We start from the raw sequence: 25,782 nt of genomic DNA, 5'->3' as shown, positions 1-25,782 counted from the left end.
GCGTGCAGTCGCGAACCCTGCCCGTGCCCGACGGCATGGACGGCGTCCGTGTGGACGCCGCGCTGGCGAAGATGCTCGGCTTCTCGCGCACCTTCGCCGCCGAGGTCGCCGAAGCCGGTGGTGTGAGCCTCGACGGCACCACCCTGGGCAAGTCGGATCGGCTGCGCGCGGGGGGATGGCTGGAGGTGTCGTGGTCTCCCCGGGAGGAGCCGCGCATCGTCCCGATCGCGGTGCCGGAGCTCGGCATCGTGCACGATGACGACGACATCGTCGTGGTCGACAAGCCCACCGGCGTCGCGGCGCATCCCTCCCTCGGCTGGGAGGGGCCGACCGTGGTGGGCGCTCTGGCGGCGGCCGGGTTCCGGATCGCGACCTCCGGTGCGCCGGAGCGCCAGGGTGTCGTGCACCGGCTCGATGTCGGCACGAGCGGCCTGATGGTCGTGGCGAAGACCGAGGCGGCGTACACCGCGCTCAAGCGCGCCTTCAAGGAACGCACCGTCGAGAAGATCTATCACGCGGTGGTGCAGGGGCATCCCGATCCCCTTGCCGGCACGATCGACGCGCCCATCGGCCGGCACCCGAACCACCACTGGAAGTTCGCGGTCGTCCCCGACGGCAAACCCTCGGTGACGCACTACGAGACGCTCGAGGCGTTCCCGGGAGCCTCCCTCCTCGAGGTTCACCTGGAGACAGGGCGCACGCACCAGATCCGCGTCCACATGGCCGCGCACCGCCACCCCTGCGTGGGCGACCCGCTCTACGGTGCCGATCCGACCCTGTCGGCCCGGCTCGGCCTCACCCGGCAGTGGCTGCACGCGCATCGGCTCGCCTTCGCGCATCCGGCGACGGGCGAGTGGGTCCGGTTCGAATCGCCCTACCCGGCCGACTTCGAGCATGCGCTCGATGTGCTCGATCCCGGACGTGTGCGCGAGGACTGAGCCGCTCAGAAGGCCGCGTCGCGTGCCGCGGCGACCACCCCGTCCAGAGTGCGCTCGAGGAACGCGACGATCTCGTCCCGGTCGGGACGGCCGACCTCGTCCGGCCGGGAGGCCAGGTTGATGAGCGTCTCCTCGGTGAAGGCGACCCACGCGCGCAGGGCGAGCCGGAGCACGGCGCTGTCGGTCTCGCCGAGCTCGACCAGCGACGCCCGCAGGTGCTCGGCATTGGCCTCGCGCGCCTGGTCGACGACGGCCCGCACGGTCGGATCGCCGCTCGCGACGCCACGCACGAGCGAGAAGAAGGTGCCGCGATGTTCGTCGACGAACCGCGTGATGCGCAGCAGCACGTCGTGCACGCGCTCGCGCGGCTGCAGCTCCGGCCGGGGGAGCGTGGCGTCGAGAAGAGCGTCCCGCGCCGCCTGCACGACTGCGCGATGCATGCCCTGCCTGGTGTCGAAGTAGTGGAACACCAGCGCCCGCGACACGCCGCTGATCGCGGCGAGCCCGTCGATCGTGAGGTCGTCGAGGGAGTGATCGGAGAGGAAGTTGACGCCCGCGGCGATCAGCTGCGCCCGTCGCTCGTCCGGGGAGAGGCGGACGCGACGCTCGGCAGGCATGACGCCGATCCTAGCGGGGAGCAGTATTGACTCGGAGTCAATGACGGGTATTCTGGCGGAGCGCCGCCGTTGACGCCCCCAGGAGGATCGATGAAGTTCCCCAGCCGCAAGAAGCTGATCTCGAAGGCGACCGCGACCCACGCGGGCCGCATCACGCTCGCCGCCGTTCCGGTCGGCATCGCCGCCGCGGTGCTGCTGGGCGGGGTGGCCCAAGGACAGGTGCCCGTGTCGTTCGCGGTCTCGGGAAGTCAGTTCCAGATCAGCGCGAGCCTGCTCGAGGGCAGCGGGTTCTCCCAGTACGCCGGCGTCACGAAGGACAGCGAGGGCGGTGAGCACACCGTCGCGATCGCGAACATCAAGAGCGCGACGCTCGCAGACCTCTGTCAGTCCGTCGTGTCCGAGACCCCGCTCGGGAAGGTCGGCGTGCTGATCAAGGCAGGAGGGGGCGGCAACCCCGCCAGTGCGTCGGATCTGCAGATCGGCATGACCGGTCTGAAGGGCGACGCGTCGTTCGGCACGATCCGCATCGGCGTGGATGCGTCGACCGTCGGCACCGACGCCAAGGGCTCGGCCGGCGATTTCGCCCAGGACGCCGACACGGTGACGATCAAGAATCTCCAGCAGACCGCGTGGAGCACGCAGGCGTCCGTCTTCACGCTGACAGGCATGACGCTGGAGCTGACGGACGGATCGCAGGGATGCTTCTGAGCGAGGGCACCGCGATGACCGACGACACCGCGGCTCCGGCGGACGCGCCTCCTGCGCGCCGCGCGGCGTTCCGTCGCTGGCGGCGCAGCCGTCCTTTCGCGGGAGGGCTTCTGCTGGTCGTGGCGGGTGTCGAGATGTTCTTCTCGGGCCAGCTCGACTTCGGTGAGCTGCACATACAGCTCGGCATCGAGGGACTTCAGGCGACGATCATCCCGATCCTGCTCGTCCTGCTCGGCGTGCTGGCGGTGTCGATGCCGGCCCATCACGTCTTCTACGGGGTGATCGCGCTCGCTGTCGCGCTGTACTCCCTGGTCGGGGTCAATCTCGGAGGATTCCTCGTCGGGATGCTGCTCGGATGCGTCGGCGGCGTCCTCGTCGTCGCGTGGATGCCCAGGACGAAGCGGGTGCATGCCGGGGAGCCGCCCGCGTGAGGACGAGGCCGACACGCACCGCGGTGATCATCGCGGCGCTCTGCGCGCTGCTCACGCCGCTGACGATCGGCGCCGCGGCGTCGTCGCAGGTGCGACCGGCGCTGTGCATCCCGCTGATCTGGTGTCCGAAGCCCACGCCGGAGCCCACACCCTCGCCGCCGGCGGTGTCGCCGTCCCCGTCGCCGTCGGCGGTGCCCGAGGGGGATGCCACGCAGCCGGTCGCACCGGACGTGCCGGACGGCGACGTGGCCCCGACGGACGGCGACGAGGAGGGGGCGGGACCTGAGACACCGCAGACGCCCTCGCCCGCGGAACCGGACGATGGCGCCCCGATCTTCACCGGCACACCCGCCCAGATGGCGTCGAAGGGACTGTCGTTCACCGGGCTGAGCTCCATCGGCCTGGTCACGGTGCCCACGATCGACGGAGACCGCATCCGGGTGCTCAAGATCAGCGCCGACACGATCACGATCACCGGCTTCTCCCTCTCGGTGCGTCCGCCGGAGGAGGACGGTCTGGTGACCGACGCGGACACCATGACGCTGCGGGGGAACGTCACCGTCTACCTCGGCTCGCTCACCGCGACGGGGAAGGACGGCAGGACGCTGCTGACGCTCGGCGTGGACACGCCGCCGTCGCTGGACGACGTCGAACCGGGGCTGCTGAATGTGAGCATGGGTCTGGTCGGCACGATCGCCGACTCGATCAGCTACACGAACACCGACCAGAGGATCGTGGCGAAGAAGTGAAGCGGTCGCCGCTCAGCGCCTGACACGCCCGCCGCGGAAGTGCGCCGGGTCCTCCTCGGCCATCGCCAGGGCGATCTTGCGCACGTGCGCGTCGTCGACGTCGCCCATGGCGGCGAGGTCGTAGAAGCCCACCTCGGTCAGCTCGCCGTCGGCCGGATGGGGCTCGCCTGAGACCCAGGTGCACCGGAAGACGATGTCGATGTAGTCGACCTGGTCGCCGTTGGCGTAGGTGATGCGGGGGACCTGCTGGACGAGGGCGAGACGGTCGACCGAGACCACGACACCGGCCTCCTCCAGGCACTCCCGCGCCGCCGCGTCCGCGGGCTCCTCGCCGGGCTCGACGATGCCCGCGATCGTCTGCCAGGCCCCGTTGTCGGCCCGCTTGCCGAGCAGCACCTTCTCGTCGCGGAAGACGACCGCGGTCGCGCCGACGAGGGGGAGCGGGTCGTGTCCGATGCGCTCGCGAAGGGCGATGACGAAATCCGGTGTGGTCATGTCTCCGAGCGTATCCGGGCCCGGCCGAGGGCCCCGGCACCGGCTCCCGGTGTCGGGGTCTGCTCGTAGACTCGATGCATGGCCTCCGACTCCTTCGTGCACCTTCACGTCCACAGCGAGTACTCGATGCTGGACGGGGCGGCGAAGATCGCGGCGATGACGCAGGCGGCCGCCGATTACGGGATGCCGGCCATCGCCGTGACCGACCACGGCAACACCTTCGCGGCCTTCGAGTTCTACAACGCCGCCAGATCGGCGGGCGTCAAGCCGATCATCGGCCTCGAGGCGTACGTCACCCCCGGCACCCACCGCAGCGACAAATCCCGTGTCGCCTGGGGATCACCCGATCAGAAGAGCGACGACGTCTCCGGATCGGGTGCCTACACGCACATGACGATGTGGAGCCAGAACACGCAGGGCATGCACAACCTGTTCCGGCTCAGCTCGCTCTCCAGCATCGAGGGGTACTACTTCAAGCCGCGCATGGACCGCGACCTGCTGCAGACCTACGGCAAGGGCCTGATCGCGACCACCGGGTGCCCGTCGGGCGAGGTGCAGACCAGGCTGCGCCTCGGGCAGTACGACGCTGCGCGCGCCGCCGCGGCCGAGTTCCAGGACATCTTCGGCAAGGAGAACTACTTCGCCGAGATCATGGACCACGGACTGTCCATCGAGCGCAGGGTCATGACCGATCTGCTGCGACTGGCCAAGGACCTCGACATCCCGCTGGTCGCCACCAACGACTCGCACTACACGCACCAGCACGAGGCCGATGCGCACGAGGCGCTGCTGTGCGTGCAGTCCGGGTCGACGATGGACGACCCGAACCGGTTCAAGTTCGACGGCGACGGTTACTACATCAAGACGGCGCAGGAGATGCGCCAGATGTTCCGCGATCACCCCGAGGCGTGTGACAACACCCTGCTGATCGCCGAGCGCTGCGAGGTGGAGTTCGACACCACGGCGAACTACATGCCGCGCTTCCCGGTGCCCGACGGCGAGACGGAGGACAGCTGGCTGGTCAAGGAGGTCGAGAAGGGCCTGCACCACCGGTACCCGAACGGCATCCCGGACAAGGTCCGCAAGCAGGCCGAGTACGAGGTCGGCATCATCCTGCAGATGGGCTTCCCCGGCTACTTCCTCGTGGTCGCCGACTTCATCAACTGGGCCAAGGACAACGGCATCCGCGTCGGACCGGGACGCGGATCGGGCGCAGGGTCGATGGTCGCCTATGCGATGAAGATCACCGACCTCGACCCGCTCGAGCACGGTCTCATCTTCGAGCGCTTCCTCAACCCCGACCGCGTCTCCATGCCCGACTTCGACGTCGACTTCGACGACCGCCGTCGTGGCGAGGTGATCGAGTACGTCACGGAGAAGTACGGCTCCGAGCGCGTCGCGCAGATCGTCACCTACGGCACGATCAAGTCCAAGCAGGCGCTGAAGGACGCAGGTCGCGTGCTCGGCTTCCCGTTCAGCATGGGGGACCGGCTCACCAAGGCCATGCCACCGGCCGTGATGGGCAAGGACATGCCGCTCAGCGGAATGTACGACAGCGCCCACCCGCGGTACAAGGAGGCCAGCGAGTTCCGTGCGCTGATCGACACGGATCCCGAGGCGAAGACGGTCTTCGACCGCGCGCTGGGGCTCGAGGGACTGAAGCGGCAGTGGGGCGTGCACGCCGCCGGCGTGATCATGTCGTCGCACCCGCTGCTCGACATCATCCCCATCATGAAGCGCGAGCAGGACGGTCAGATCGTCACGCAGTTCGACTACCCGTCCTGCGAGTCGCTCGGGCTCATCAAGATGGACTTCCTGGGACTGCGCAACCTCACGATCATCTCGGACGCCCTCGACAACATCCGCATGAACCGGGGGGAGGAGCTCGACCTCGAGCATCTGGAACTCGACGATCGCGCGGTCTACGATCTGCTGGCCCGTGGCGACACGCTGGGCGTCTTCCAGCTCGACAGTCCGCCGCTGCGCTCGCTCATGCGCCTGATGAAGCCCGACAACTTCGGCGACATCTCCGCGCTCATCGCGCTGTACCGACCGGGTCCCATGGGCGCGAACTCCCATACCAACTACGCGCTGCGCAAGAACGACCAGCAGCCGATCACGCCGATCCACGCCGAGCTCGAGGAACCGCTGAAGGACATCCTGCAGGAGTCGTACGGACTCATCATCTATCAGGAGCAGGTGATGGCCATCGCGCAGAAGGTCGCGGGCTTCAGCCTCGGCCAGGCGGACATCCTGCGCCGCGCGATGGGCAAGAAGAAGAAGTCCGAGCTGGACAAGCAGTACGAGGGCTTCTCCGGAGGCATGAAGGAGCGCGGCTACGGTGAGGCCGCGATCAAGGCGCTGTGGGATATCCTGCTGCCCTTCTCGGACTACGCCTTCAACAAGGCGCACTCCGCGGCCTACGGGCTCGTCTCCTACTGGACCGCGTACCTCAAGGCGCACTACCCGGCCGAGTACATGGCGGCACTGCTGACCAGCGTCGGCGACTCCAAGGACAAGATGGCGCTGTACCTCAACGAGTGCCGGCGCATGGGCATCCGGGTGCTGCCGCCCGACGTGTCCGAGTCGATCAACTTCTTCGCCGCCGTCGGCGAGGACATCCGCTTCGGTCTGGGCGCCGTCCGCAACGTCGGCACGAACGTCGTCGACGGCATCGTCGCCACGCGCAAGGACGAGAAGTTCACCTCCTTCCACGACTTCCTGAACAAGGTGCCGCTGCACGTCGCGAACAAGCGCACCGTGGAATCGTTGATCAAGGCCGGCGCCTTCGACTCGATGGGCGACACCCGGCGTGCGCTGATGGAGGTCCACGAGGACGCCGTGGAAGCGGCCGTCGACCGCAAGCGCAACGAGGCGCAGGGGGCCATCGGCTTCGACTTCGACAGCCTCTACGACGAGATGGAGGAGGCGCCGCCCGCGAAGGTGCCGGACCGTCCCGAATGGATCAAGAAGGACAAGCTCGCCTTCGAGCGCGAGATGCTCGGCCTGTACGTCTCCGATCATCCGCTCGCCGGCCTGGAGGTGCCCCTCGCCAAGCACGCGTCGCTCTCGATCAACGACCTGCTCACCTCCGAGGATCTGCAGGACGGCGATCAGGTGACCGTCGCGGGTCTCGTCACCAGCGTCCAGCACCGTGTGGCCAAGGCGAGCGGCAATCCGTACGGCATGATCACCGTCGAGGACTTCAACGGCGAGGTGACGATCATGTTCATGGGCAAGACGTACACCGAGTTCCAGCACACTCTGCAGCAGGATGCCATCCTCGCCGTGCGCGGTCGGGTCTCGCGCCGCGACGATGGTCTGAACCTGCATGCGCAGTCCGCCTTCGCTCCCGACATCGGATCCTTCGACGCCGCCGGTCCGCTGTCGCTGCTCGTGGCGGAGCAGCGTGCCACGGAACGCGTCATGCTCGATCTCGCCGACGTGCTGCGCCGGCATTCCGGCGACACCGAGGTGCTCCTGCGCGTGCATCGCGGTGGGTCGGCGAAGGTGTTCGAGGTGCCGATGCCGGTCAAGGTGTCCGCGGACCTGTTCGGAGACCTCAAGTCGCTGCTCGGTCCCACCTGCCTCGGGTGAGCGGCTCGACCCGACACCTCTCACGAGTCGTGCGGCTCACATCGGTAGGATCGTGACTCGCGGTGAAGCGACAGCGACGAAAGGATCGGCTTCGATGAGCACCGGACAGGAGAGCATCCGGCCCCACGACGCGCCCGAGGACGCCTCGGCGACCGACGCGCCGATCGACGACGCGGTGTACTTCGAGGAGCAGGTGGAGCCGGAGTATGGCATCCTCGGGTTCACACTGCGCGAGCTGGCGATCGTCGCCGCCTGGGCGGTGATCTTCATCGTCTCCTTCTTCCCGGTGGTCCTGGACGCCGGCTCCGTGTGGACGCGGGGCATCGATTGGATCCTCACCGTCGGGGTGCCGACCGTCGCCGTCTTCCTCGTCGTGCTCCGCCGGCTCTCGCCCGACGGGATCCGTCGCGTCGGATCGCTCGGCATCGACCAGTTCGCCTCCGTGGCCGCCGCCGTGGCGGCGCTCGCATGGGCCCAGCTGCTGTGGCGTCAGATCTCGGCGAGCATCGACACGGGGGTCTTCCTCGTCGGCTGGGTGACGGTGGTGGCGCAGCTGGGAGCTCTGGCGCTCGTGGCCGCCACCGTGGCGGCGCCGCTGATCCCGCGCCTGCGCGAGGACTTCCTGGGCCGGATGGAGACCCTCGCGCACCGCAGCGCGAATCCCGTGCGACCCGTCATCGTCCGGCCGCGGCCGGACGCGCCCGCCTCCGCCCCGGCGGAGGACGAGGACGGCGCCCGGGAGCAGGACGACGCGCAGCCCGCCGCCGCGGGAGATCCGGATGCTGCTCGGACCGACGTCGCACAGCCCGGCGTGGACACCTCTCTCACGCTGGTGATCGATGATCACCCCACCGAGGAGGCCTCCGACGACCAGACCCGCGTGATCGAGACGATCCCGGCGCCCCAGCGCGGGTCCGGGAGCGGATCCGAGGCGCCTGTGCACGACGCCGATCCTCCGCTGGAGGAGGCACCCGCCGAGACGGCGGACGCACACGGCGGCGCGTGGGCCCGTGACACAGGCACGGCCTACACCGACCCGATCGGCGCGCTGGACGAGATCTTCGCGGCGACACCCGCCACCTCGCACGAACCGCCCCCGGCGGACGAGACGACGGCCGCCGCTGACGACGCGACGACGGTCGGTCGCGACCTGCCGGATGACGGGGATGCCCCACTGCGACGCCACCGCTCCGCCGAGCCCACGCCGTCCGGGGCGGAGCCGCAGCAGCCCTTCTGGGTCCTCGCGCAGACCGAACGCGACGTGCTCGACGAGCATGGGCATCCGCTGTTCCGCATCGGCCCGACCGCGTGGACCCTCGTCATCGAGGACCGCGAGGGCGCGTACGTCGTGCGGCACGACGACGGACGCATCGGCTATCTCCACGACATCACCGACATCACGAAGGGCTGAGTGCGTGCGCACCATCGATCTCCGCGGGCAGAGTCTCGCGCCGGCGGGCATGCTCGCATCCGTTCCCCGCGCCGCCCAGGCGCGCGCAGAGGCGCTCACCGCCGCCGCGCAGATCGTCGATGACGTGCGCGTCGGTGGCGAGACCGCGCTCCGCGACCAGGCCGAGCGCTTCGATCGTGTCACCGGTCACGCGATCCGGGTCCCCGCCGAGCACCTCGCCGAGGCCGTCGCCTCTGTGGACCCGGAGGTGCGGGCGGCTCTCGAGGCCGCGATCGACCGAGTGCGGCGAGGCTCCGCCGCGCAGGTGCCGGCTCCGCAGGAGACGCGGGTCGGACCGGGCGCGCGCATCACGCAGCGCTGGCAGCCGGTCACACGCGCCGGGGTGTACATCCCCGGTGGCAAAGCCGTCTACCCGTCGAGCGTCGTGATGAACGTCGTGCCGGCGCAGGTCGCCGGAGTGACCAGCATCGCCCTCGCCTCACCGCCGCAGGCCGATCTGGGCGGGCGCGTCCACCCGACCATCCTGGCGGCCGCCGCGCTGCTGGGCATCGACGAGGTGTACGCCATGGGAGGCGCCGGTGCCATCGGCGCCCTCGCACACGGCGTGGCAGGCCTCGGGCTCGACCCGGTCGACGTGGTGACCGGCCCCGGCAACAACTACGTCGCCTCGGCCAAGCGCGCCGTCGCGGGGGTGGTCGGCACGGACTCCGAGGCCGGCGCGACCGAGATCCTCATCGTCGCCGACGAGAGCGCCGACGCCGACCTCGTCGCCGCCGACCTGGTCAGCCAGGCGGAGCACGACGAGCAGGCGTCCGCTGTGCTCGTGACGGACTCGCCGGACCTCGCCGAGCGGGTGGCCGCGCGCGTCGCCGAGCGAGCGGGCACGACGAGACACGCCGAGCGGGTGGCGGCAGCGCTCGCCGGCCCCCAGTCCGCGATCGTGCTCGTCGACGACCGGCGGATGGCCGAGGCGTTCAGCAACGCGTACGGACCCGAGCACCTCGAACTGCACCTGTCGGATGCGTCATCGGCCGCCGAGCGGTTCACGAGCGCCGGCGCCGTGTTCGTCGGCGATCAGACCCCCGTCAGCCTCGGCGACTACATGGCCGGAAGCAATCACGTCCTCCCGACCGGAGGACAGGCGCGGTACGCGGCGGGCCTCGGTGCGTACACGTTCCTGCGTCCGCAGCAGGTCATCGAGTACGATCACGCGGCTCTCGCGGAGGTGCGAGCCGGCATCGTCGCACTGGCCGAGGCGGAGGTGCTGCCCGCTCATGGCGACGCCGTCCAGGCGCGGTTCGCCGGGCCGCGGACCGCTGCGGCGTCCGCCGAGTAGGCTGGGAGATCATGCACTGCCCCTTCTGCCGGCATCCGGACTCGCGAGTGATCGACTCGCGCACCAGCGACGACGGACTGTCGATCCGCCGCAGACGTCAGTGCCCGGAGTGCGGAGGCCGGTTCTCGACGACCGAGACGGCGAGCCTCATGGTGATCAAGCGGTCGGGAGTGATGGAATCCTTCAGCCGGGACAAGGTCATCTCCGGCGTGCGCAAGGCGTGCCAGGGGCGCCCGGTGACCGAGGCCGACCTGGCGGTGCTCGCCCAGAAGGTCGAGGAGGCGGTGCGCCAGACCGGGGTCTCGCAGCTCGACACCAACGAGATCGGGCTCGCGATCCTCGGCCCGCTCCGCGAGCTGGACGAGGTCGCCTACCTGCGCTTCGCCAGCGTCTACCAGGAGTTCGACTCCCTGGAGGACTTCGAGCGGTCGATCGGTGAGCTGCGCGCGGATCACGAGCGGGCCGGAGCGGAATCGTCCGAGCGGTAACCTGGCAGTGATGTATCCACTGCTCTTCCGCCACGTCCTGTCGCGCTTCGATCCGGAGTTCGCACACCACGCCGCCATGGCGGTCATCCGCGTCCTCGGGATCCGACCCTTCGCCTGGGCCGCGCGCGGGCTCACCGCGCCGCGAGCCGATCAGGCCGTGCACGCTCTGGGACTGAGCTTCCCGTCGCCGTTCGGCGTGGCCGCCGGGTTCGACAAGAACGCGGTCGGTGTGCGGGGTCTGGACGCACTGGGATTCGGGCACATCGAGGTCGGGACGGTCACGGCGATCGCCCAGGACGGCAATCCGAAGCCGCGTCTGTTCCGGCTCGTCGCCGATCGCGCGGTCATCAACAGGATGGGATTCAACAACGCCGGTGCGCGGGCGGCGGAGCGGCGTCTGTCGGCGCTGCGCCGTCGCGCGCCACGCGCCGTGATCGGCGTGAACATCGGCAAGAGCCGGGTGGTGGCGGTCGAGGACGCGGTCGCCGACTACGTGGCATCCGCCGTCCGTCTGGCACCGCTCGCCGACTATCTGGCCGTCAACGTCTCCTCGCCGAACACCCCGGGGTTGCGGGGACTGCAGGCCGTCGAGACGCTGGCGCCGCTGCTGCGTGCGGTGAAGCACGCCGCGGGCGACACGCCCCTGCTCGTGAAGATCGCCCCGGATCTGCCGGACGAGGAGATCACCGCGATCGCTCGGCTGGCGGTCGACGAGGGCCTCGCCGGCATCATCGCGCACAACACCACGATCTCCCGCGAGGGTCTGCGCACCGATGCCCGCGTGGTCGAGGCGGCGGGGGCCGGCGGACTCTCGGGCGCGCCGCTCAAGCAGCGCTCGCTCGAGGTGCTCGCCGTCGTCCGGCAGGCCGTTCCCGGTGACTTCTGCGTGATCGCGGTCGGCGGAGTCGAGACGGCCGAGGACGTGCAGGAGCGACTGGACGCCGGTGCGACACTCGTGCAGGGCTACACGGCGTTCCTGTACCGGGGGCCGCTCTGGGCCCGTCAGATCAACAGAGGCCTGCGCCGCTGAGCGGCACAGGCCTCCGATGACGACGATCCCGGATCAGTCCGGGTACTGACCGCGCTTGGCCTGCGGCTTGGGAAGACGCATGAAGCGCATCTGCAGCGCGCGCATCGCGGCGTACCAGCCGAGGCCGCGTTCGCGGCGCTCGGCACCGAACTTCACCGCTGCCTTCTTCTTGATCCGCATGCTCAGCAGCACCATGTCGAGGATCGCCAGCAGCATGTATCCCCACAGCGCGACCATCGACCACAGCTGGACGTCGGGCAGCGGCACGAGGTTGAGCAGGATGACCAGGAGCATCGCCGCCATGATCCACTCGGACAGATGCCAGCCGGCGTCGACGTAGTCGCGCACCCACCGGCGCTGCGGGCCCTTGTCGCGGGCGGGGAGGTACCTGTCCTCGCCCTGCTCCATCCCGATCCGTGCACGTTCGCGGCGCGCCTGCAGATCCGCCTTGGCCGCGGCACGCGCCTCTTTGGTGTTCGCGACCAGCGGGCGGCGGTTCGCGGCCTCGCGTTCGGCGCGCGTCGGCGTGGCGCGCCCCTTGCCCACGGCGGGCGTCTCGGGGGCGTCGTCGTTGGCGGCGGGGATGGGCTTGGACACGTTCGACCTCAGTTCGGAATCGGGTTCGCCCTTAAGATTACTCGCATGACCACGTCTGCATCGTCGGCTGGACCGGCACCCGAATCCGCTGTCGTCGAGGCGGTCGCCCTCGGCATCCCCTCCGCCCTCGCCGATCTCGGCGCGCTCGTGCGGATCCCTGGGATCGCCTGGCCGTCCTTCGACCAGACGCACCTGGAGCGCAGTGCGGATGCCATCGCCGAGCTCGCTCGCGGCACCGGGGTGTTCGACGACGTCCGGGTGCTGCGCGCGCACGTGGACGACACCGAAGAGCTCGGTCAGCCTGCGGTGCTCGCGACGAGGAAGGCCCGCAACGGCCGGCCCACGATCCTGCTCTACGCCCACCACGACGTGCAGCCCCCCGGCGACGACGCGCTGTGGGACACGCCGCCGTTCGAGCCGACGGTCCGCGGCGGCCGTCTCTACGGCCGGGGGGCGGCGGACGACAAAGCCGGGGTGATGGCGCACATCGCCGCGCTGCGAGCGGTGTCCGAGACGCTCGGCGACGATCTCGATCTCGGCGTGGCCCTGTTCATCGAGGGGGAGGAGGAGTACGGCTCCCGCTCCTTCGCCCGCTTCCTGCGCGACAACGCCGAGGCGCTGCGCGCCGACGCGATCGTCGTGGCGGACTCCGGCAACCTCGACTCCGAGACCCCCGGACTGACCGTGTCGCTGCGCGGGAACGCGCGCTTCACGCTGCGCATCCGCACGCTCGAGCACGCTTCGCACTCGGGCATGTTCGGTGGTGCGGTGCCGGATGCCATGATGGCCGCCGTCACGCTGCTGGCGACGCTCTGGGACGAAGACGGCGCTGTCGCGGTCGAGGGCATGACTTCGCGGACGGGGGAGACCCCGGCCTACGCCGAGGAGACGCTGCGCGATGAGACCGGGCTCCTTCCGGGGACCTCCCCGGTGGGCCGCGAGGACATTCTCGGTCGCATCTGGAACAAGCCCTCCATCACGATCACCGGCATCGATGCGACGAGCGTCGCCCAGGCGTCCAACACGCTCCTGCCCGAGGTGAGCGTCGTGATCAGCGCGCGTGTGGCCCCCGGTCAGGACGCGAAGGACGCGTACGCCGCCCTGAAGGCGCACCTCGACGCCCACGCGCCCTTCGGCGCCGAGCTGACCTTCTCGGACATCGATCTGGGCGACGGCTTCCTCGTCGACACGGGCGGCTGGGCGGTCGAGCTCACCCGTCAGGCGATGGCGGACGGCTACGGCAAGGCCGCCGTCGACCTCGGCGTGGGCGGTTCGATCCCGTTCATCGCCGATCTCGTCCGCGAGTTCCCCGGCGCGCAGATCCTCGTCACGGGCGTCGAGGACCCGCACTCCCGCGCGCACAGCCCCAACGAATCCCTGCACCTGAAGACCTTCCGCAACGCCGTCCGCACGGAGGCGCTTCTGCTGACGCGCATGAACGCACACCGGATCGCATCCTGAGTCGCAGCCCGCGCCCGCCCGCCCTCCGTGCACGCGCCGGCGGTAGAATCGACACCGAGCAGCAGTCCCGTGCTGCCCGTTCACAAGGAGTGACATGAGCGACACCGCACTGACCGACCAGGCCACCGCCACCCACAGCGTCTCACTGACCGACGCCGCCGCCCAGAAGGTCAAGAGCCTTCTCGAGCAGGAGGGGCGAGACGACCTGCGCCTGCGCGTCGCGGTCCAGCCCGGCGGATGCTCGGGCCTGATCTACCAGCTGTACTTCGACGAGCGCTTCCTCGACGGCGACCAGACGGTCGATTTCGACGGCGTCGAGGTCATCGTCGACAACATGAGCGTCCCGTACCTCGACGGCGCCTCCATCGACTTCAAGGACACCATCTCGGAGCAGGGTTTCACCATCGACAACCCCAACGCGGCCGGCAGCTGCGCCTGCGGCGACAGCTTCCACTGAGTCCCCGTCAACCTGCGCGGTTGGCATGAATCGGGTGTGAGGTTGCCCTAGACTGAGGGATGCCCCTGTCCGAGATCTGAAAGGTGCATCGTGCCCTCGAAACGCCGCCTTCGTTGGGCCGCACTCCCCGTGGGAGTCGCGGCAGCTGTGGTACTGGCGGGATGCTCTGCCACTGAGCTGCATGGCTTCCTCCCCGGCTTCGTGGAGGGCGAGCCCGCCACGACCAACCAGGCCGATCGCGTCGCCGGACTCTGGGTGACCTCGTGGGTCGTGCTGCTGATCGTTGGCATCATCACGTGGGGCCTCATGGCGTGGGCCGTCGTCGCCTATCGTCGTCGCGCGGGGCAGACCGGGCTCCCGGTGCAGCTGCGCTACAACATGCCGATCGAGATCCTGTACACGGTGATCCCGCTGATCCTCGTCCTCGGGATGTTCTTCTTCACCGCGCGCGACCAGGCCGAGATCGAGACGAAGTGGGAGAACCCCGACGTCGAGATCACCGCGATCGCCAAGCAGTGGGCCTGGGACTTCCAGTACGACGGCGAGCAGGAGGACAACTCCGACGCCGTGTGGACCATGGGCGTTCAGGCGGACCCGGCCGCGAACGGCGACATCGACAAGAGCAAGCTTCCGACGCTGGTGCTGCCGGTCGACCAGAAGGTCACCATCAATCTGCAGTCCCGCGATGTGATCCACTCGTTCTGGATCATCGACTTCCTGTACAAGAAGGACATGTACATCGGGAAGGACAACACCTGGTCGTTCACCCCGACGCGCGTCGGCGAGTACGACGGCAAGTGCGCCGAGCTCTGCGGCGAGTACCACTCGATGATGCTGTTCAACGTGAAGGTCGTCGAGCAGTCCGAGTACGACGCTTATCTCGAGTCCCTCCGCGACGAGGGCAACACGGGCGACATCAACGACGCCTACGACCGTCTCAGCAATCTCCCCGGCACCGGCGCGAGCACGGACGCCGAGGAAGAGGAGTAAGCCATGACGACCACAGCTGACCCCACCTCGGTGAACGGCTCCCGTCCGACCACCATCCCGCCCCGTCAGGCGGCGCTGCTCTCCTCCACGCGCGTGGAGCAGAAGGGCAACATCATCGTCAAGTGGATCACCTCCACCGACCACAAGACCATCGGGTACATGTACCTGATCGCCTCGGTGCTGTTCTTCCTGCTGGGCGGCGTGATGGCACTCGTCATCCGCGCGGAGCTTTTCGCACCCGGCATGCAGATCGTGCCGACCAAGGAGCAGTACAACCAGCTGTTCACGATGCACGGCACCATCATGCTGCTGATGTTCGCGACGCCACTGTTCGCCGGGTTCGCCAACGCGATCCTTCCCCTGCAGCTCGGCGCCCCGGACGTCGCGTTCCCGCGTCTCAACGCCTTCGCCTTCTGGCTCTTCTCGTTCGGCTCGATCATGGCGGTCGCCGGCTTCCTGACCCCGCAGGGGGCGGCCTCCTTCGGATGGTTCGCGTATCAGCCGCTCGCTAGCGCCACCTTCTCGCCCGGTGCGGGAGGAAACCTCTGGATGCTCGGACTCGGTATGTCCGGTTTCGGAACGATCCTCGGCGCGGTGAACTTCATCACCACGGTGATCACGATGCGCGCGCCCGGCATGACCATGTGGCGCATGCCGATCTTCTCGTGGAACACGCTCATCACCAGCCTGCTGATCCTGATGGCCTTCCCCGTGCTCGCGGCCGCCATGTTCGCCGCCGCGTCCGACCGTGTCCTCGGCTCGCACGTGTACGACGTGGCCAACGGCGGCGTGCTGCTCTGGCAGCACCTGTTCTGGTTCTTCGGACACCCTGAGGTCTACATCATCGCGCTGCCCTTCTTCGGCATCGTCTCGGAGATCTTCCCGGTCTTCAGCCGCAAGCCGATCTTCGGCTACAAGACGCTGGTCTACGCGACGATCGCGATCGCAGCCCTGTCGGTCGCGGTCTGGGCGCACCACATGTACGTCACCGGTTCCGTGCTGCTGCCGTTCTTCGCCCTGATGACGATGCTCATCGCGGTTCCGACCGGTGTGAAGATCTTCAACTGGATCGGCACCATGTGGCGAGGGTCGATCACCTTCGAGACGCCGATGGTGTTCTCGCTCGGCTTCCTCGTGTCGTTCGTCTTCGGTGGTCTGACCGGTGTGATCCTCGCGGCGCCGCCGCTGGACTTCCACCTCAGCGACTCCTACTTCGTCGTGGCGCACTTCCACTACGTCGTGTTCGGCACCGTCGTCTTCGCCATGTTCGCCGGCTTCTACTTCTGGTGGCCGAAGTGGACCGGCCGGATGCTCAACGAGCGCCTCGGCTACATCCACTTCTGGATGCTGTTCATCGGTTTCCACATGACCTTCCTCGTCCAGCACTGGCTCGGCGTCGACGGCATGGTGCGTCGCTACGCGGACTACTCCGCGGCCGACGGCTGGGAGTGGGGCAACCAGGTCTCCACGATCGGTGCGGTCATCCTCGGAGCATCGATGCTGCCGTTCTTCCTGAACGTCTGGATCACGGCCCGCAGGGCACCGAAGGTCACGGTCGACGACCCGTGGGGCTACGGCGCATCGCTCGAGTGGGCGACCTCGTGCCCGCCGCCGCGTCACAACTTCACGTCGATCCCGCGCATCCGCAGCGAGCGTCCCGCGTTCGACCTCAACCACCCCGAGGCGGCCGAGCATCCGGTGGGCGTACCCGCCGCCGCCGCAGCAGCAGGAGAGGGCAAGTAAGCCATGCGCAGTAACGTCGTCCTGTGGTGGGTCATCACCGTCTTCTTCGCGATCGTCGCGGTCACCTACACGGTGTGGAACCTGCTCGACGCGAATCACGGACACGTCGAGTGGGTCGGCACGGTCGCCCTGCTGTTCACGGCCTTCATGGGATCCATGATCGCCGTCTACCTCAACAAGACCTACAAGGCTCAGGGCGGCGAGCTGCCCGAAGACGTGCTCACCGCCGACATCGACGACGGTGACCCGGAGCTCGGAGAGTTCAGCCCGTGGTCGTGGTGGCCGCTCGTGCTGGCCGGTTCGGCGACGCTGTTCCTGCTCGGAATGGCGGTGGGCCACTTCCTGCTTCCGATCGGCCTCGCGGTCTTCGTCGTCGCGATCGTCGGCTGGGTCTACGAGTACTACCGCGGTCACTTCGCCCGCTGACGCACACAGACTGTGAACGCCCCCGGAGGTCTCCGGGGGCGTTCTCGTGTTCCCTGCGGTCTCGCCTCAGTACGACATGTTCTCAGGCGCGGCTGCGTACGCGGGGGACGCCGGTGGTCGGGTCGATCGGACGGCGGTGGATGCCGTCGGCATCCTCGATCGGGTAGCCCTCGCGCACCCAGTACTCGAATCCGCCGATCATCTCGCGCACTGTGTAGCCGAGCTTCGCGAACTCGAGGGCGCCCTTCGCCCCCGCGTTGCAGCCGGGGCTCCAGCAGTACACGACGACCTCTGCGTCCGCCGGGATCTCCTGGGGAGCGCGAACCGGGATCTCGCTGTAGTGCATGTGCACGGCTCCGGAAACGCGACCCTGCGCCCAAGCCTCAGCGGAGCGGACGTCGATGACCACGAGGGGAGCCCCGGCCTTCTGAGCGGTGTACACGTCGCTCGCATCGGTCTCATAGGCGAGTTTGGCGGCGAAGAAGTCCTGACGGTCGATCATGGTTCTCAGGCTACCCGGGCGAGGCGCGACGTTACGGCGCAACGACAGAGGGCCCCGTCCAGGTGGACAGGGCCCTCGGCGGGGAGTGCGACCTTACTGGCCGTCCTCGGACTTCTTCTTCGACTTCTTCACCGGCTCGGTGGCGATCACGGAGCTCGGCGTGTTCGGCGTCTCGTCGATGTGGACGTCGGCAGGTGCGATCTCGTCGTCGCTGGCGACCCCGGCACGGGCGTGCGCACCGGCGATCTCCTCCGCCTCGATCTCGGCGTCGTGCGCCAGCGTGTGCTGCTGGTGCGCGTCGGCCTCGGCGATCTCGGCCTGGGTGAGCGGCTGCAGACGGTCCTCGAAGAACCACCGCGACAGAGACGAGCGAAGGTTCTCGTGCCACGGGATGCGGCCCTTCGCATTCGGGCGGACGACCAGCGGCTCGTAGGTCGAGTAGTCGATCAGCTTCCAGCGGTCGTACACGTCGACGGGCTGGTGCACCTCGATGAACTCGCCGCCGGGAAGCCGAACGATGCGTCCGGACTCGTAGCCGTGCAGGACGATCTCACGATCCTTCTTCTGCAGCGCGATGCAGATGCGCTTGGTGATGAAGTACCCGAGCACCGGGCCGACGAACAGGAGCGCCTGGAGCGTGTGGATCACGCCCTCCATGGTGAGCATGAAGTGCGTCGCCATCAGGTCGGAGGAGGCCGCGGCCCACAGGACCGCGTAGAAGATCATCCCGGCGACACCGATCGCGGTGCGCGTCGCGGCGTTGCGGGGACGGTCGGCGATGTGGTGCTCTCGCTTGTCTCCCGTGATCCACGCCTCGATGAAGGGGTAGAGGGCGACGACCACGATGAACAGTCCGAGGACAGCCACGGGGATCAGGATGCCCAGCGACAGCGTGAACTCGCCCAGCGGCACGTCCAGGTGCGGGGGAGCGAGGCGCAGTGCGCCGTCGGCGAAGCCGATGTACCAGTCGGGCTGGGTACCCGCGGACACCGGCGAGGGGTCGTAGGGGCCGTAGTTCCACACCGGGTTGATCTGGAAGAACGTCGCGATCAGCACGATCGTGCCGAAGACGATGAACAGGAAGCCGCCCATCTTCGACATGTACACCGGCATCATCGGGTAGCCCACGACGTTGTCGTTCGTGCGGCCGGCGCCGGCGAACTGCGTGTGCTTGTTGATGATCATCAGCATGAGGTGCAGGGCGATGAAGGCGATCACCAACAGCGGCAGCAGCAGGATATGCAGCGTGTACAGACGCCCGACGATGTCGGATCCGGGGAACTCGCCGCCGAAGATGATGAACGACGTCCAGGTGCCGATCAGCGGGATGCCCTTGATCATGCCGTCGATGATCCGCAGGCCGTTGCCCGAGAGCAGGTCGTCGGGGAGCGAGTATCCGGTGAAGCCCTCGGCCATGGCCAGGACGAACAGCACGAAGCCGATCACCCAGTTCAGCTCGCGCGGCTTGCGGAACGCGCCGGTGAAGAACACGCGGAGCATGTGGATGCCGATGCCCGCGACGAAGACCAGGGCCGCCCAGTGGTGGATCTGGCGCACCAGCAGGCCGCCGCGCAGGTCGAACGAGATGTGCAGCGTCGACTCGAGGGCCGCGGACATCTCGATGCCGCGCATCGGCTCGTAGGCGCCGGTGTAGTGCGTGGGCACCATCGAAGCCTGGAAGAAGAACGTGAGGAACGTCCCCGAGAGGAAGACGACGACGAAGCTCCACAGGGCGATCTCGCCGAGCATGAACGACCAGTGATCGGGGAAGATCTTTCGGCCGAGCTCCTTGACGAAGCCGGAGAGGCTCGTGCGCTCATCGATGTAGTTGGCGGTGGCGCCGATGAAGCGCCCACCGAGGGGCTTGTCCCTCGTTTCCGCGGGCTTGGTGTCCTCGTGAAGAGTTGCGGTGCTCAATGACGCTCCCAGAAGCTCGGGCCGACGGGTTCCTTGAAGTCGCTCTGCGCGATGAGGTAGCCCTCATCGTCCACGGCGATGGGCAGCTGCGGCAGCGGACGTGCTGCCGGGCCGAAGATGACCTTGGCGTGCTCGGTGACGTCGAACTGCGACTGGTGGCACGGGCACAGCAGGTGGTGGGTCTGCTGCTCGTACAGGGCGACCGGGCACCCGACGTGGGTGCAGACCTTCGAGTACGCGACGATGCCGTCGTACGACCAGTCCTTGCGCTCCTCGGACTCGATGAGCTGCTCCGGGCGCAGGCGCATGAGCAGGACGATCGCCTTGGCCTTCTCCTCGAGCATGCCGCCCTCGTGGCCGAGCTCCTTCAGGCCCTCGGGGATGACGTGCACAGCCGATCCCAGCGTGATGTCGGCCGCGCGGATGGGCGTGCCCTCCGGGTCGTGGACCAGGCGGGTGCCCGCTTCCCACATCGTGTGCTTGAGCAGCGCGACCGGGTCTCCGGCGTGCGGGTCGTCGGGCGTGGCGAACGGCGCCAGACCGCGGAACAGCGTGACGCCGGGGACGATGGAGGCCACGACCGCGGCGATCAGCGAGTTGCGGATCATCGTGCGTCGTCCGAAGCCCGACTCCTCGTTGGCCTCCGCGAAGGCCTGGACGGCGGCCTCGCGTGTGGTGTCGCGCCCGCGGGTGGGGTGGCGGGGCTCGACGAACTCCTTGTCGCTCATGAGCGACTTGGACCAGTGGATCGCGCCGATGCCGATGCTCAGCAGCGCCAGGGCGATGCCCAGGCCGATGAAGAGGTTGTTGTAGCGGACATCGATGAGCGAGCCGGACTCGATCGGGAACAGCATGTAGGCGGCCACCGCCCAGATGCTGCCCGCCAGCGAGAGGTAGAAGAGGGTGTAGACGGTGCGAGCCGCGGCCTTCTCGGCCTTGGGGTCCTTGTCCGTCATCCGCTCACGGTGTGGCGGCAGTCCCGGGTTCACTGCGGGATCGCTGACTGCGACGCCCAGCCCCGGTGAGGGCTGGTAGGCCCTGTCCAGAGCCTGCGTGTCGTCGTCGTGTGCCATGGTGCTCCTCGTACGTGGTTCGTCGATGAAAGATCGTCAGTTGGACTTCGCCGTGATCCACACGGTGAGGGCGACGAGTGCGCCGATGCCGAAGATCCAGATGAACAGGCCCTCGGAGACGGGGCCCAGCGAGCCCAGCGTGAATCCGCCGACCTGCACGGCGTCCTGCTGGTAGACGAGCGCCGCGATGATGTCGCGCTTGTCCTCGGTGCTGAGGTTCATGTCGCCGAACACGGGCATGTTCTGGGGGCCGGTGACCATGGCCGCGTAGATGTGCAGCGCGCTGGTGGACGTCAGTGCCGGTGCGTACTTGCCCTCGGTGAGCGCGCCACCGGCGGCGGCGACGTTGTGGCACATCGCGCAGTTGATGCGGAAGAGCTCGGCGCCCTTCGAGACGCTCACCTCGTCGGAGGCGTTGTCGGGGTTGACCTCGCCGGCGGTGACCCAGGCCTCGGGGTACTCGGGTCCCGGTGCGACGGACTGCACGTAGGCGGCCATGGCCTGGATCTGCGCGTCGGTGAACTGCGGCTTCTTCTGCGGTGCCTGCGGGCCCTGCATCTGCAGGGGCATGCGGCCGGTCGCGAGCTGGAACTCGACCGAGAGCTCACCCACGCCCACCAGGCTCGGGCCGGCCGAGGTGCCCTGCAGGTCCATGCCGTGGCAGGTGGCGCAGTTCGCGGTGAACAGCTTCTGCCCGTCCTCGACGGTCAGCTCCGTCGCGGCGGTGTGGGCCTCGGCGGGGGAGGCCATCGCCGCGGACGCACCCGCGTACACACCGCCCGTGAGCAGCAGGCCGGCGCCGATGATCGCGGCGGCGGCGAAGGGACTGCGACGCCCGCGCGAGCGGTGCTTCTTCTCTCGTGCCATTTCGAAAAATCGCTCCGCTCTTATTTCAGGAAGTAGATGACGAAGAACAGGACCACCCAGACGACGTCGACGAAGTGCCAGTAGTACGACACGACGATCGAGGAGGTCGCCTCCTTGTGGCGGAAGCTCTTCACGGCGTACGCGCGGCCGATCACCAGCACGAAGGCGATCAGACCGCCGGTGACGTGCAGAGCGTGGAAGCCGGTCGTCAGGTAGAACGCCGAGGCGTAGGAGTCGGCCTGGATCGGCATGCCCTCAGTGACGAGCTGCGCGTACTCCCAGACCTGGCCGCTGACGAAGATCGCGCCGAGGACGAAGGTCAGCCAGAACCACTCGACCATTCCCCAGCCGAACAGGCGCCGGCGACCGGCCGGGTTCACCTGGCCGCGCGCGACGTGATACGGCTGCAGGTCCTCGGCGGCGAACACGCCCATCTGGCAGGTGAACGACGACGCCACCAGGATGAGGGTGTTGACGAGCGCGAACGGGACGTTCAGCAGATCGGTGCGGTCGGCCCACAGCTCGGGGGAGGTGCTGCGGAGGGTGAAGTAGATCGCGAAGAGTCCCGCGAAGAACATCACCTCGCTGCCGAGCCACACGATGGTGCCGACAGCGACCGGATTGGGGCGCTTGATGGTTCTTGCCGCCGGGGCATGCGTCGCTGAGGTGGTCACCATTCCATTATGGCCGATTCCGCCGCCCGATTCTTGCACCCCCATGGCTCGTTTCGCTGTTCTCGGACTTAGGGGAACCTAAGAGACTCCTGCGAATGAGCCGGGAGGAAGGACGTTCCCGCGGAGCTTCGGCGGACTGCCGCCTCCCGTGCGCGAGCGCGGTTCGGGTCATCTCGGAACGGTCGCGTCCGCGCGCGGATTATGATCGCAGTCATGTCCGACACGCTGACCTGGCCCGACCTGCTCACCGCGCTGCTCGATCGGCGGGACCTCAGCGTCTGGGAGTCCACCTGGGCCATGCGCCAGGTCATGAAGGGGAGCGTCTCCGAGTCCCAGCTCGCCGGATTCCTCGTGGCGCTGCGCGCGAAGGGCGAGACCGTCGACGAGGTCGTGGGCTTCCGCGACGCGATCCTCGAGGCGGCCGTCCCGCTGCCGGTGTCGTCCGACGTGCTCGACATCGTGGGAACCGGCGGCGACAGGTTCGGCACGGTGAACGTCTCGACCACGGCGGCCATCATCATCGGCGCGACAGGCGTACCGGTGGTCAAGCACGGCAATCGCGCGGCGAGCTCGTCATCGGGCTCGTCCGACGTGCTCGCCGCGCTCGGCCTGGACATCTCGCTGGATCCGGAGCACGTCGCATCCGTGCTGGAGCGCACGGGCATCACCTTCGCGTGGGCGTCGGCCTTCCATCCGGGATTCCGGCACGCGGGGGCCGTGCGGTCGGAGCTCGCGATCCCGACCGTGTTCAACATGCTCGGACCGCTGTGCAACCCCGCCCGAGCCGAGGCCAACGCGGTGGGCGTCGCACGGGTCGAACTCGTGCCGCTCATCACCGGCGTGTTCCGCACGCGCGGCGCGACAGCGCTGGTGTTCCGCGGCGATGACGGCCTCGACGAGCTGACGACGACGGGACACAGCCGGATCTGGGAGGTCGCCCGCGGCGACATCCACGAGCACGATCTCGATCCCCGCGACCTGGGCATCCCCCTCGCCGACATCTCCGACCTGCTGGGCGGCTCGCCGGAGCACAACGCGCGGATCCTCCGCAGCACGCTCGCGGGGCGGCAGGGGGCCGTGCGCGACATCGTGCTGCTGAACGCGGCGGCGGGGATCGTCGCCTACGAGCTGTCGCACGACGCGGCGCTCACGCAGCAGCCGATCGTGGAGCGCCTGCGCGACGCCTACGGCCGGGCCGCTGCGGCCGTCGACGACGGCCGGGCCGCGGCCAAGCTGGACACCTGGATCCGTGCCACGCAGGACATCGCCGCGAGCTGACCCGACATCATGGACGCCGCCGACGCGCTGCTCGAGATCGCGGGCCTGCTCGAGCGGGAGCGCGCCTCGCGCTATCGGGCGAAGGCGTTCCGGCAGGCGGCCGCGGTCGTGGCGACGCTCTCCGAGGACGTGCTCCGCGACCCCGCGCGGCTGCGCGAGCAGAAGGGGATCGGCGACTCCACGTTCGAGGTGATCCGGCAGGCGCAGCAGGGCGTGGTCCCCGACTACCTCGCCGAGTTGCGGGGTGCGGTCGAACCCGAGCGCCGCTCGGCGCTGCGGGGCCGGCTGCGGGGCGACCTGCACAGCCACACGGACTGGTCCGACGGCACCACGCCGATCCGGGCGATGGTCTCAGCCGCCCGCGCGCTCGGCCACGAGTACCTCGCGATCACGGATCATTCTCCTCGGCTTCGCGTGGCGCGCGGGCTCTCCGCGGAGCGCCTGCGCGCGCAGATGCCGCTCGTGCGCGAGCAGTCCGGCGACGGGCTGACCGTGCTCGCCGGGATCGAGGTGGACATCCTCGACGACGGCGCACTCGACCAGGAACCGGCGCTGCTCGAGGAGCTCGACATCGTGGTGGCGTCCGTGCACTCGAAGCTCCGGATGGAGTCGCCGCCGATGACGCGAAGGATGCTCGCCGCCGTCTCCGATCCGCGCGTGAATGTGCTCGGCCACTGCACCGGCCGTCTCGTCCAGGGCTCACGCGGCACGAGGCCGCAGTCGGCATTCGACGCGCGCGCCGTGTTCGCCGCCTGCGCCGAGCGCGGCGTCGCCGTGGAGATCAACTCGCGTCCCGAGCGGCAGGACCCTCCGGACGACCTGATCGCGGTGGCGATGTCGGAGGGATGCCTGTTCTCCATCGACTCGGATGCTCATGCACCGGGCCAGCTGTCGCTGCTCGACCACGGCGCGGAGCGCGCGGAGGCCGCCGGCATTCCTCCCGAGCGCGTCGTCACGACGTGGGGGCTGGAGCGCCTGCGCGCCTGGGTCGCGCGCTGACCGGTCGCTGACCGGCTCAGCCGACGGAGGCGAGTGCCGTGAGAGCCCGGGTCATCGAGGAGCCGAGGTTCCACCTGTGGGCGAGTGCCTCGGCGGCCTCGGTCCCGGCAGCATCCAGCGCCCGCACCGCGACGCCGGGCACGGCGATGTCGAGGTCGGTGACGACCCGGACGACCGTGGGCGCGACGTCGAGATAGTCGGATGCCGCCGCGAACCGGGCCGCGGCTGCGGCAGTCAGCAGGCCGGCCGAGGCGGCCCGCCGGATGCCGTCGAGATCGCCGTGCGCCTGGAGCAGGGTCGCGGCGGACTTCTCTCCGACGCCCTTCACACCGGGGAGTCCGTCGGATGCGTCGCCGCGCATCGTGGCGAAGTCGGCGTACTGCGACGGGAGCACCCCGTACCTGCCCACGACGGCGGCGTCCGTGACGATCTCGAGATTGCTCATCCCGCGTGCCGTGTAGATCACCCGCACGTCGCGAGCATCGTCGACGAGCTGGAACAGATCCCGGTCGCCGGTGACGATGTCCACCGGCAGGGCGGCGCGGGTCGCGAGAGTGCCGATGACATCGTCGGCCTCGTGCTCGGCGACGCCGATGATCGGGACGCCGATCGCTCCCAGCGCCTCTCGGATCAGGGGGATCTGCTGCTCGAGCGGGTCGGGCACCTCTTCGACGTCGGGCCCGCTCGGAACGACCTCGACGACGCGGTGGGCCTTGTAGCTCGGGATGAGATCGACCCGCCACTGGGGGCGCCAGTCGTCGTCCCAGCAGGCGACCACCTGCGTGGGGCGGTAGAGGGCGACCAGCTTGGCGACGATGTCGAGCAGACCGCGCACCGCGTTGACCGACGATCCGTCGGGCGCCTTCACCTTGTCGGGCACACCGTAGAACGCACGGAAGTAGAGGCTGGCGGTGTCGAGCAGCATGAGGCGATCGGTCACGGGGTCAGCCTAGACAATGGGGAGCGGATCGCGCCGACGTCTGATAATCTGAAGTGTC

25 protein-coding genes are annotated in these 25,782 nt (G+C 68.7%); 16 read left to right on the top strand and 9 right to left on the bottom strand.

Annotation, left to right across the window (positions count from 1 at the left end):
* Positions 1-2: 2 nt before the first annotated feature.
* Positions 3-938 carry an RluA family pseudouridine synthase gene (locus tag ACFWHT_RS09440; protein ID WP_378827652.1) on the top strand — a complete coding sequence of 312 codons (936 nt, stop codon included), beginning with the start codon at positions 3-5 and terminating at the stop codon, positions 936-938.
* A gap of 5 nt (positions 939-943) precedes the next feature.
* Here the strand turns inward: ACFWHT_RS09440 and ACFWHT_RS09435 are convergent, their stop codons facing one another.
* Entirely contained in the window at positions 944-1,555 is a 612-nt protein-coding gene (locus ACFWHT_RS09435) for a TetR/AcrR family transcriptional regulator (RefSeq protein WP_378827650.1), read from the bottom strand.
* A 90-nt stretch (positions 1,556-1,645) separates the two neighbouring features.
* On the opposite strand from ACFWHT_RS09435, the gene ACFWHT_RS09430 reads away from it, so the two are divergent.
* The 3 genes from ACFWHT_RS09430 to ACFWHT_RS09420 are packed head-to-tail and all read left to right on the top strand — an operon-like array spanning position 1,646 to position 3,443.
* Entirely contained in the window at positions 1,646-2,263 is a 618-nt protein-coding gene (locus ACFWHT_RS09430) for a DUF6230 family protein (RefSeq protein WP_378827649.1), read from the top strand.
* Positions 2,254-2,694: a DUF6114 domain-containing protein gene (locus ACFWHT_RS09425; RefSeq protein ID WP_378827647.1), complete on the top strand. Its 441-nt coding sequence runs from the start codon at positions 2,254-2,256 to the stop codon at positions 2,692-2,694. Before ACFWHT_RS09430 ends, ACFWHT_RS09425 begins: the two co-directional genes overlap by 10 nt.
* On the top strand, positions 2,691-3,443 hold the full coding sequence (locus ACFWHT_RS09420; RefSeq protein WP_378827645.1) for a hypothetical protein: 753 nt from the start codon (positions 2,691-2,693) through the stop codon (positions 3,441-3,443). Before ACFWHT_RS09425 ends, ACFWHT_RS09420 begins: the two co-directional genes overlap by 4 nt.
* Before the next feature lie 12 nt (positions 3,444-3,455).
* Here ACFWHT_RS09420 and ACFWHT_RS09415 read toward each other — a convergent pair whose 3' ends face one another.
* Positions 3,456-3,938 carry an NUDIX domain-containing protein gene (locus tag ACFWHT_RS09415; RefSeq protein WP_378827643.1) on the bottom strand — a complete coding sequence of 161 codons (483 nt, stop codon included), beginning with the start codon at positions 3,936-3,938 and terminating at the stop codon, positions 3,456-3,458.
* Between the two features lie 78 nt (positions 3,939-4,016).
* Between ACFWHT_RS09415 and dnaE the strand changes: the two genes are divergently transcribed.
* The 5 genes from dnaE to ACFWHT_RS09390 all read left to right on the top strand — a co-directional run bounded on the left by dnaE (position 4,017) and on the right by ACFWHT_RS09390 (position 11,800).
* Positions 4,017-7,535, top strand: coding sequence for a DNA polymerase III subunit alpha (dnaE, locus tag ACFWHT_RS09410; RefSeq protein ID WP_378827641.1), 3,519 nt, complete (start codon positions 4,017-4,019; stop codon positions 7,533-7,535).
* Positions 7,536-7,629: 94 nt separating this feature from the next.
* Positions 7,630-8,946, top strand: a complete 1,317-nt coding sequence (locus ACFWHT_RS09405) for a hypothetical protein (protein ID WP_378827639.1) — start codon at positions 7,630-7,632, stop codon at positions 8,944-8,946.
* A 4-nt stretch (positions 8,947-8,950) separates the two neighbouring features.
* Positions 8,951-10,282, top strand: a complete 1,332-nt coding sequence (hisD, locus tag ACFWHT_RS09400; RefSeq protein WP_378827637.1) for a histidinol dehydrogenase — start codon at positions 8,951-8,953, stop codon at positions 10,280-10,282.
* 11 nt (positions 10,283-10,293) lie between these two features.
* The gene (gene nrdR / locus ACFWHT_RS09395; protein ID WP_378827635.1) at positions 10,294-10,770 is read left to right on the top strand and encodes a transcriptional regulator NrdR; all 477 of its coding nucleotides are present in this window, start codon (positions 10,294-10,296) and stop codon (positions 10,768-10,770) included.
* Between the two features lie 10 nt (positions 10,771-10,780).
* On the top strand, positions 10,781-11,800 hold the full coding sequence (locus tag ACFWHT_RS09390) for a quinone-dependent dihydroorotate dehydrogenase (RefSeq protein ID WP_378827633.1): 1,020 nt from the start codon (positions 10,781-10,783) through the stop codon (positions 11,798-11,800).
* A gap of 33 nt (positions 11,801-11,833) precedes the next feature.
* Here ACFWHT_RS09390 and ACFWHT_RS09385 read toward each other — a convergent pair whose 3' ends face one another.
* Positions 11,834-12,397, bottom strand: a complete 564-nt coding sequence (locus ACFWHT_RS09385; protein ID WP_378827631.1) for a DUF3043 domain-containing protein — start codon at positions 12,395-12,397, stop codon at positions 11,834-11,836.
* A 45-nt stretch (positions 12,398-12,442) separates the two neighbouring features.
* Here ACFWHT_RS09385 and ACFWHT_RS09380 point away from each other — a divergent pair, with 45 nt between their 5' ends.
* From ACFWHT_RS09380 to ACFWHT_RS09360, 5 genes are all read left to right on the top strand, one after another.
* Entirely contained in the window at positions 12,443-13,858 is a 1,416-nt protein-coding gene (locus ACFWHT_RS09380) for a dipeptidase (RefSeq protein WP_378827629.1), read from the top strand.
* Positions 13,859-13,952: 94 nt separating this feature from the next.
* On the top strand, positions 13,953-14,315 hold the full coding sequence (gene erpA / locus ACFWHT_RS09375; protein ID WP_378827627.1) for an iron-sulfur cluster insertion protein ErpA: 363 nt from the start codon (positions 13,953-13,955) through the stop codon (positions 14,313-14,315).
* A gap of 90 nt (positions 14,316-14,405) precedes the next feature.
* A complete protein-coding gene (gene coxB / locus ACFWHT_RS09370; protein WP_378827625.1) occupies positions 14,406-15,305 on the top strand; it encodes a cytochrome c oxidase subunit II in 900 nt (299 codons plus the stop codon).
* A 3-nt stretch (positions 15,306-15,308) separates the two neighbouring features.
* Positions 15,309-17,048 carry a cytochrome c oxidase subunit I gene (gene ctaD / locus ACFWHT_RS09365; RefSeq protein ID WP_378827623.1) on the top strand — a complete coding sequence of 580 codons (1,740 nt, stop codon included), beginning with the start codon at positions 15,309-15,311 and terminating at the stop codon, positions 17,046-17,048.
* Between the two features lie 3 nt (positions 17,049-17,051).
* Positions 17,052-17,474 (top strand): cytochrome c oxidase subunit 4, encoded by a 423-nt coding sequence (locus ACFWHT_RS09360; protein WP_378827622.1) that lies wholly within the window; start codon positions 17,052-17,054, stop codon positions 17,472-17,474.
* An 82-nt stretch (positions 17,475-17,556) separates the two neighbouring features.
* Here ACFWHT_RS09360 and ACFWHT_RS09355 read toward each other — a convergent pair whose 3' ends face one another.
* The 5 genes from ACFWHT_RS09355 to ACFWHT_RS09335 all read right to left on the bottom strand — a co-directional run bounded on the left by ACFWHT_RS09355 (position 17,557) and on the right by ACFWHT_RS09335 (position 22,510).
* Complete coding sequence (locus ACFWHT_RS09355) at positions 17,557-17,976, bottom strand: rhodanese-like domain-containing protein (protein WP_378827620.1); 420 nt, start codon at positions 17,974-17,976, stop codon at positions 17,557-17,559.
* A gap of 93 nt (positions 17,977-18,069) precedes the next feature.
* Positions 18,070-19,893 carry a cytochrome bc complex cytochrome b subunit gene (locus ACFWHT_RS09350; protein WP_378827618.1) on the bottom strand — a complete coding sequence of 608 codons (1,824 nt, stop codon included), beginning with the start codon at positions 19,891-19,893 and terminating at the stop codon, positions 18,070-18,072.
* On the bottom strand, positions 19,890-20,966 hold the full coding sequence (locus ACFWHT_RS09345; RefSeq protein ID WP_378827617.1) for a Rieske 2Fe-2S domain-containing protein: 1,077 nt from the start codon (positions 20,964-20,966) through the stop codon (positions 19,890-19,892). Before ACFWHT_RS09345 ends, ACFWHT_RS09350 begins: the two co-directional genes overlap by 4 nt.
* Before the next feature lie 36 nt (positions 20,967-21,002).
* On the bottom strand, positions 21,003-21,833 hold the full coding sequence (locus tag ACFWHT_RS09340) for a c-type cytochrome (protein WP_378827614.1): 831 nt from the start codon (positions 21,831-21,833) through the stop codon (positions 21,003-21,005).
* A 20-nt stretch (positions 21,834-21,853) separates the two neighbouring features.
* Positions 21,854-22,510 (bottom strand): heme-copper oxidase subunit III, encoded by a 657-nt coding sequence (locus ACFWHT_RS09335; protein WP_378827612.1) that lies wholly within the window; start codon positions 22,508-22,510, stop codon positions 21,854-21,856.
* A 210-nt stretch (positions 22,511-22,720) separates the two neighbouring features.
* Between ACFWHT_RS09335 and trpD the strand changes: the two genes are divergently transcribed.
* Positions 22,721-23,785, top strand: coding sequence for an anthranilate phosphoribosyltransferase (trpD, locus tag ACFWHT_RS09330; RefSeq protein ID WP_378827610.1), 1,065 nt, complete (start codon positions 22,721-22,723; stop codon positions 23,783-23,785).
* 9 nt (positions 23,786-23,794) lie between these two features.
* Positions 23,795-24,784: a PHP domain-containing protein gene (locus tag ACFWHT_RS09325; protein WP_378827608.1), complete on the top strand. Its 990-nt coding sequence runs from the start codon at positions 23,795-23,797 to the stop codon at positions 24,782-24,784.
* A 16-nt stretch (positions 24,785-24,800) separates the two neighbouring features.
* Here ACFWHT_RS09325 and ACFWHT_RS09320 read toward each other — a convergent pair whose 3' ends face one another.
* The gene (locus tag ACFWHT_RS09320) at positions 24,801-25,724 is read right to left on the bottom strand and encodes a 5'-3' exonuclease H3TH domain-containing protein (protein WP_378827606.1); all 924 of its coding nucleotides are present in this window, start codon (positions 25,722-25,724) and stop codon (positions 24,801-24,803) included.
* Positions 25,725-25,782: the final 58 nt, after the last annotated feature.

Source organism: Microbacterium sp. NPDC058342, assembly GCF_042723935.1.
Lineage (GTDB): Bacteria > Actinomycetota > Actinomycetes > Actinomycetales > Microbacteriaceae > Microbacterium.
Note: the sequence above shows the minus strand (reverse complement) of the source record. Positions and strands in the feature narration are given on the sequence as shown.

Bases quoted from the DNA above. Each gene is read 5' to 3' on its own strand.
- ACFWHT_RS09435 (WP_378827650.1), bottom strand. From the start codon at position 1,555: ATGCCTGCCGAGCGTCGCGTCCGCCTCTCCCCGGACGAGCGACGGGCG.
- nrdR (WP_378827635.1), top strand. From the start codon at position 10,294: ATGCACTGCCCCTTCTGCCGGCATCCGGACTCGCGAGTGATCGACTCG.
- ACFWHT_RS09355 (WP_378827620.1), bottom strand. From the start codon at position 17,976: ATGATCGACCGTCAGGACTTCTTCGCCGCCAAACTCGCCTATGAGACC.
- dnaE (WP_378827641.1), top strand. From the start codon at position 4,017: ATGGCCTCCGACTCCTTCGTGCACCTTCACGTCCACAGCGAGTACTCG.
- ACFWHT_RS09380 (WP_378827629.1), top strand. From the start codon at position 12,443: ATGACCACGTCTGCATCGTCGGCTGGACCGGCACCCGAATCCGCTGTC.
- ACFWHT_RS09325 (WP_378827608.1), top strand. From the start codon at position 23,795: ATGGACGCCGCCGACGCGCTGCTCGAGATCGCGGGCCTGCTCGAGCGG.
- ACFWHT_RS09405 (WP_378827639.1), top strand. From the start codon at position 7,630: ATGAGCACCGGACAGGAGAGCATCCGGCCCCACGACGCGCCCGAGGAC.
- ACFWHT_RS09415 (WP_378827643.1), bottom strand. From the start codon at position 3,938: ATGACCACACCGGATTTCGTCATCGCCCTTCGCGAGCGCATCGGACAC.
- erpA (WP_378827627.1), top strand. From the start codon at position 13,953: ATGAGCGACACCGCACTGACCGACCAGGCCACCGCCACCCACAGCGTC.
- ctaD (WP_378827623.1), top strand. From the start codon at position 15,309: ATGACGACCACAGCTGACCCCACCTCGGTGAACGGCTCCCGTCCGACC.
- ACFWHT_RS09390 (WP_378827633.1), top strand. From the start codon at position 10,781: ATGTATCCACTGCTCTTCCGCCACGTCCTGTCGCGCTTCGATCCGGAG.
- ACFWHT_RS09425 (WP_378827647.1), top strand. From the start codon at position 2,254: ATGCTTCTGAGCGAGGGCACCGCGATGACCGACGACACCGCGGCTCCG.
- ACFWHT_RS09335 (WP_378827612.1), bottom strand. From the start codon at position 22,510: ATGGTGACCACCTCAGCGACGCATGCCCCGGCGGCAAGAACCATCAAG.
- ACFWHT_RS09340 (WP_378827614.1), bottom strand. From the start codon at position 21,833: ATGGCACGAGAGAAGAAGCACCGCTCGCGCGGGCGTCGCAGTCCCTTC.
- trpD (WP_378827610.1), top strand. From the start codon at position 22,721: ATGTCCGACACGCTGACCTGGCCCGACCTGCTCACCGCGCTGCTCGAT.
- ACFWHT_RS09430 (WP_378827649.1), top strand. From the start codon at position 1,646: ATGAAGTTCCCCAGCCGCAAGAAGCTGATCTCGAAGGCGACCGCGACC.
- ACFWHT_RS09360 (WP_378827622.1), top strand. From the start codon at position 17,052: ATGCGCAGTAACGTCGTCCTGTGGTGGGTCATCACCGTCTTCTTCGCG.
- ACFWHT_RS09345 (WP_378827617.1), bottom strand. From the start codon at position 20,966: ATGGCACACGACGACGACACGCAGGCTCTGGACAGGGCCTACCAGCCC.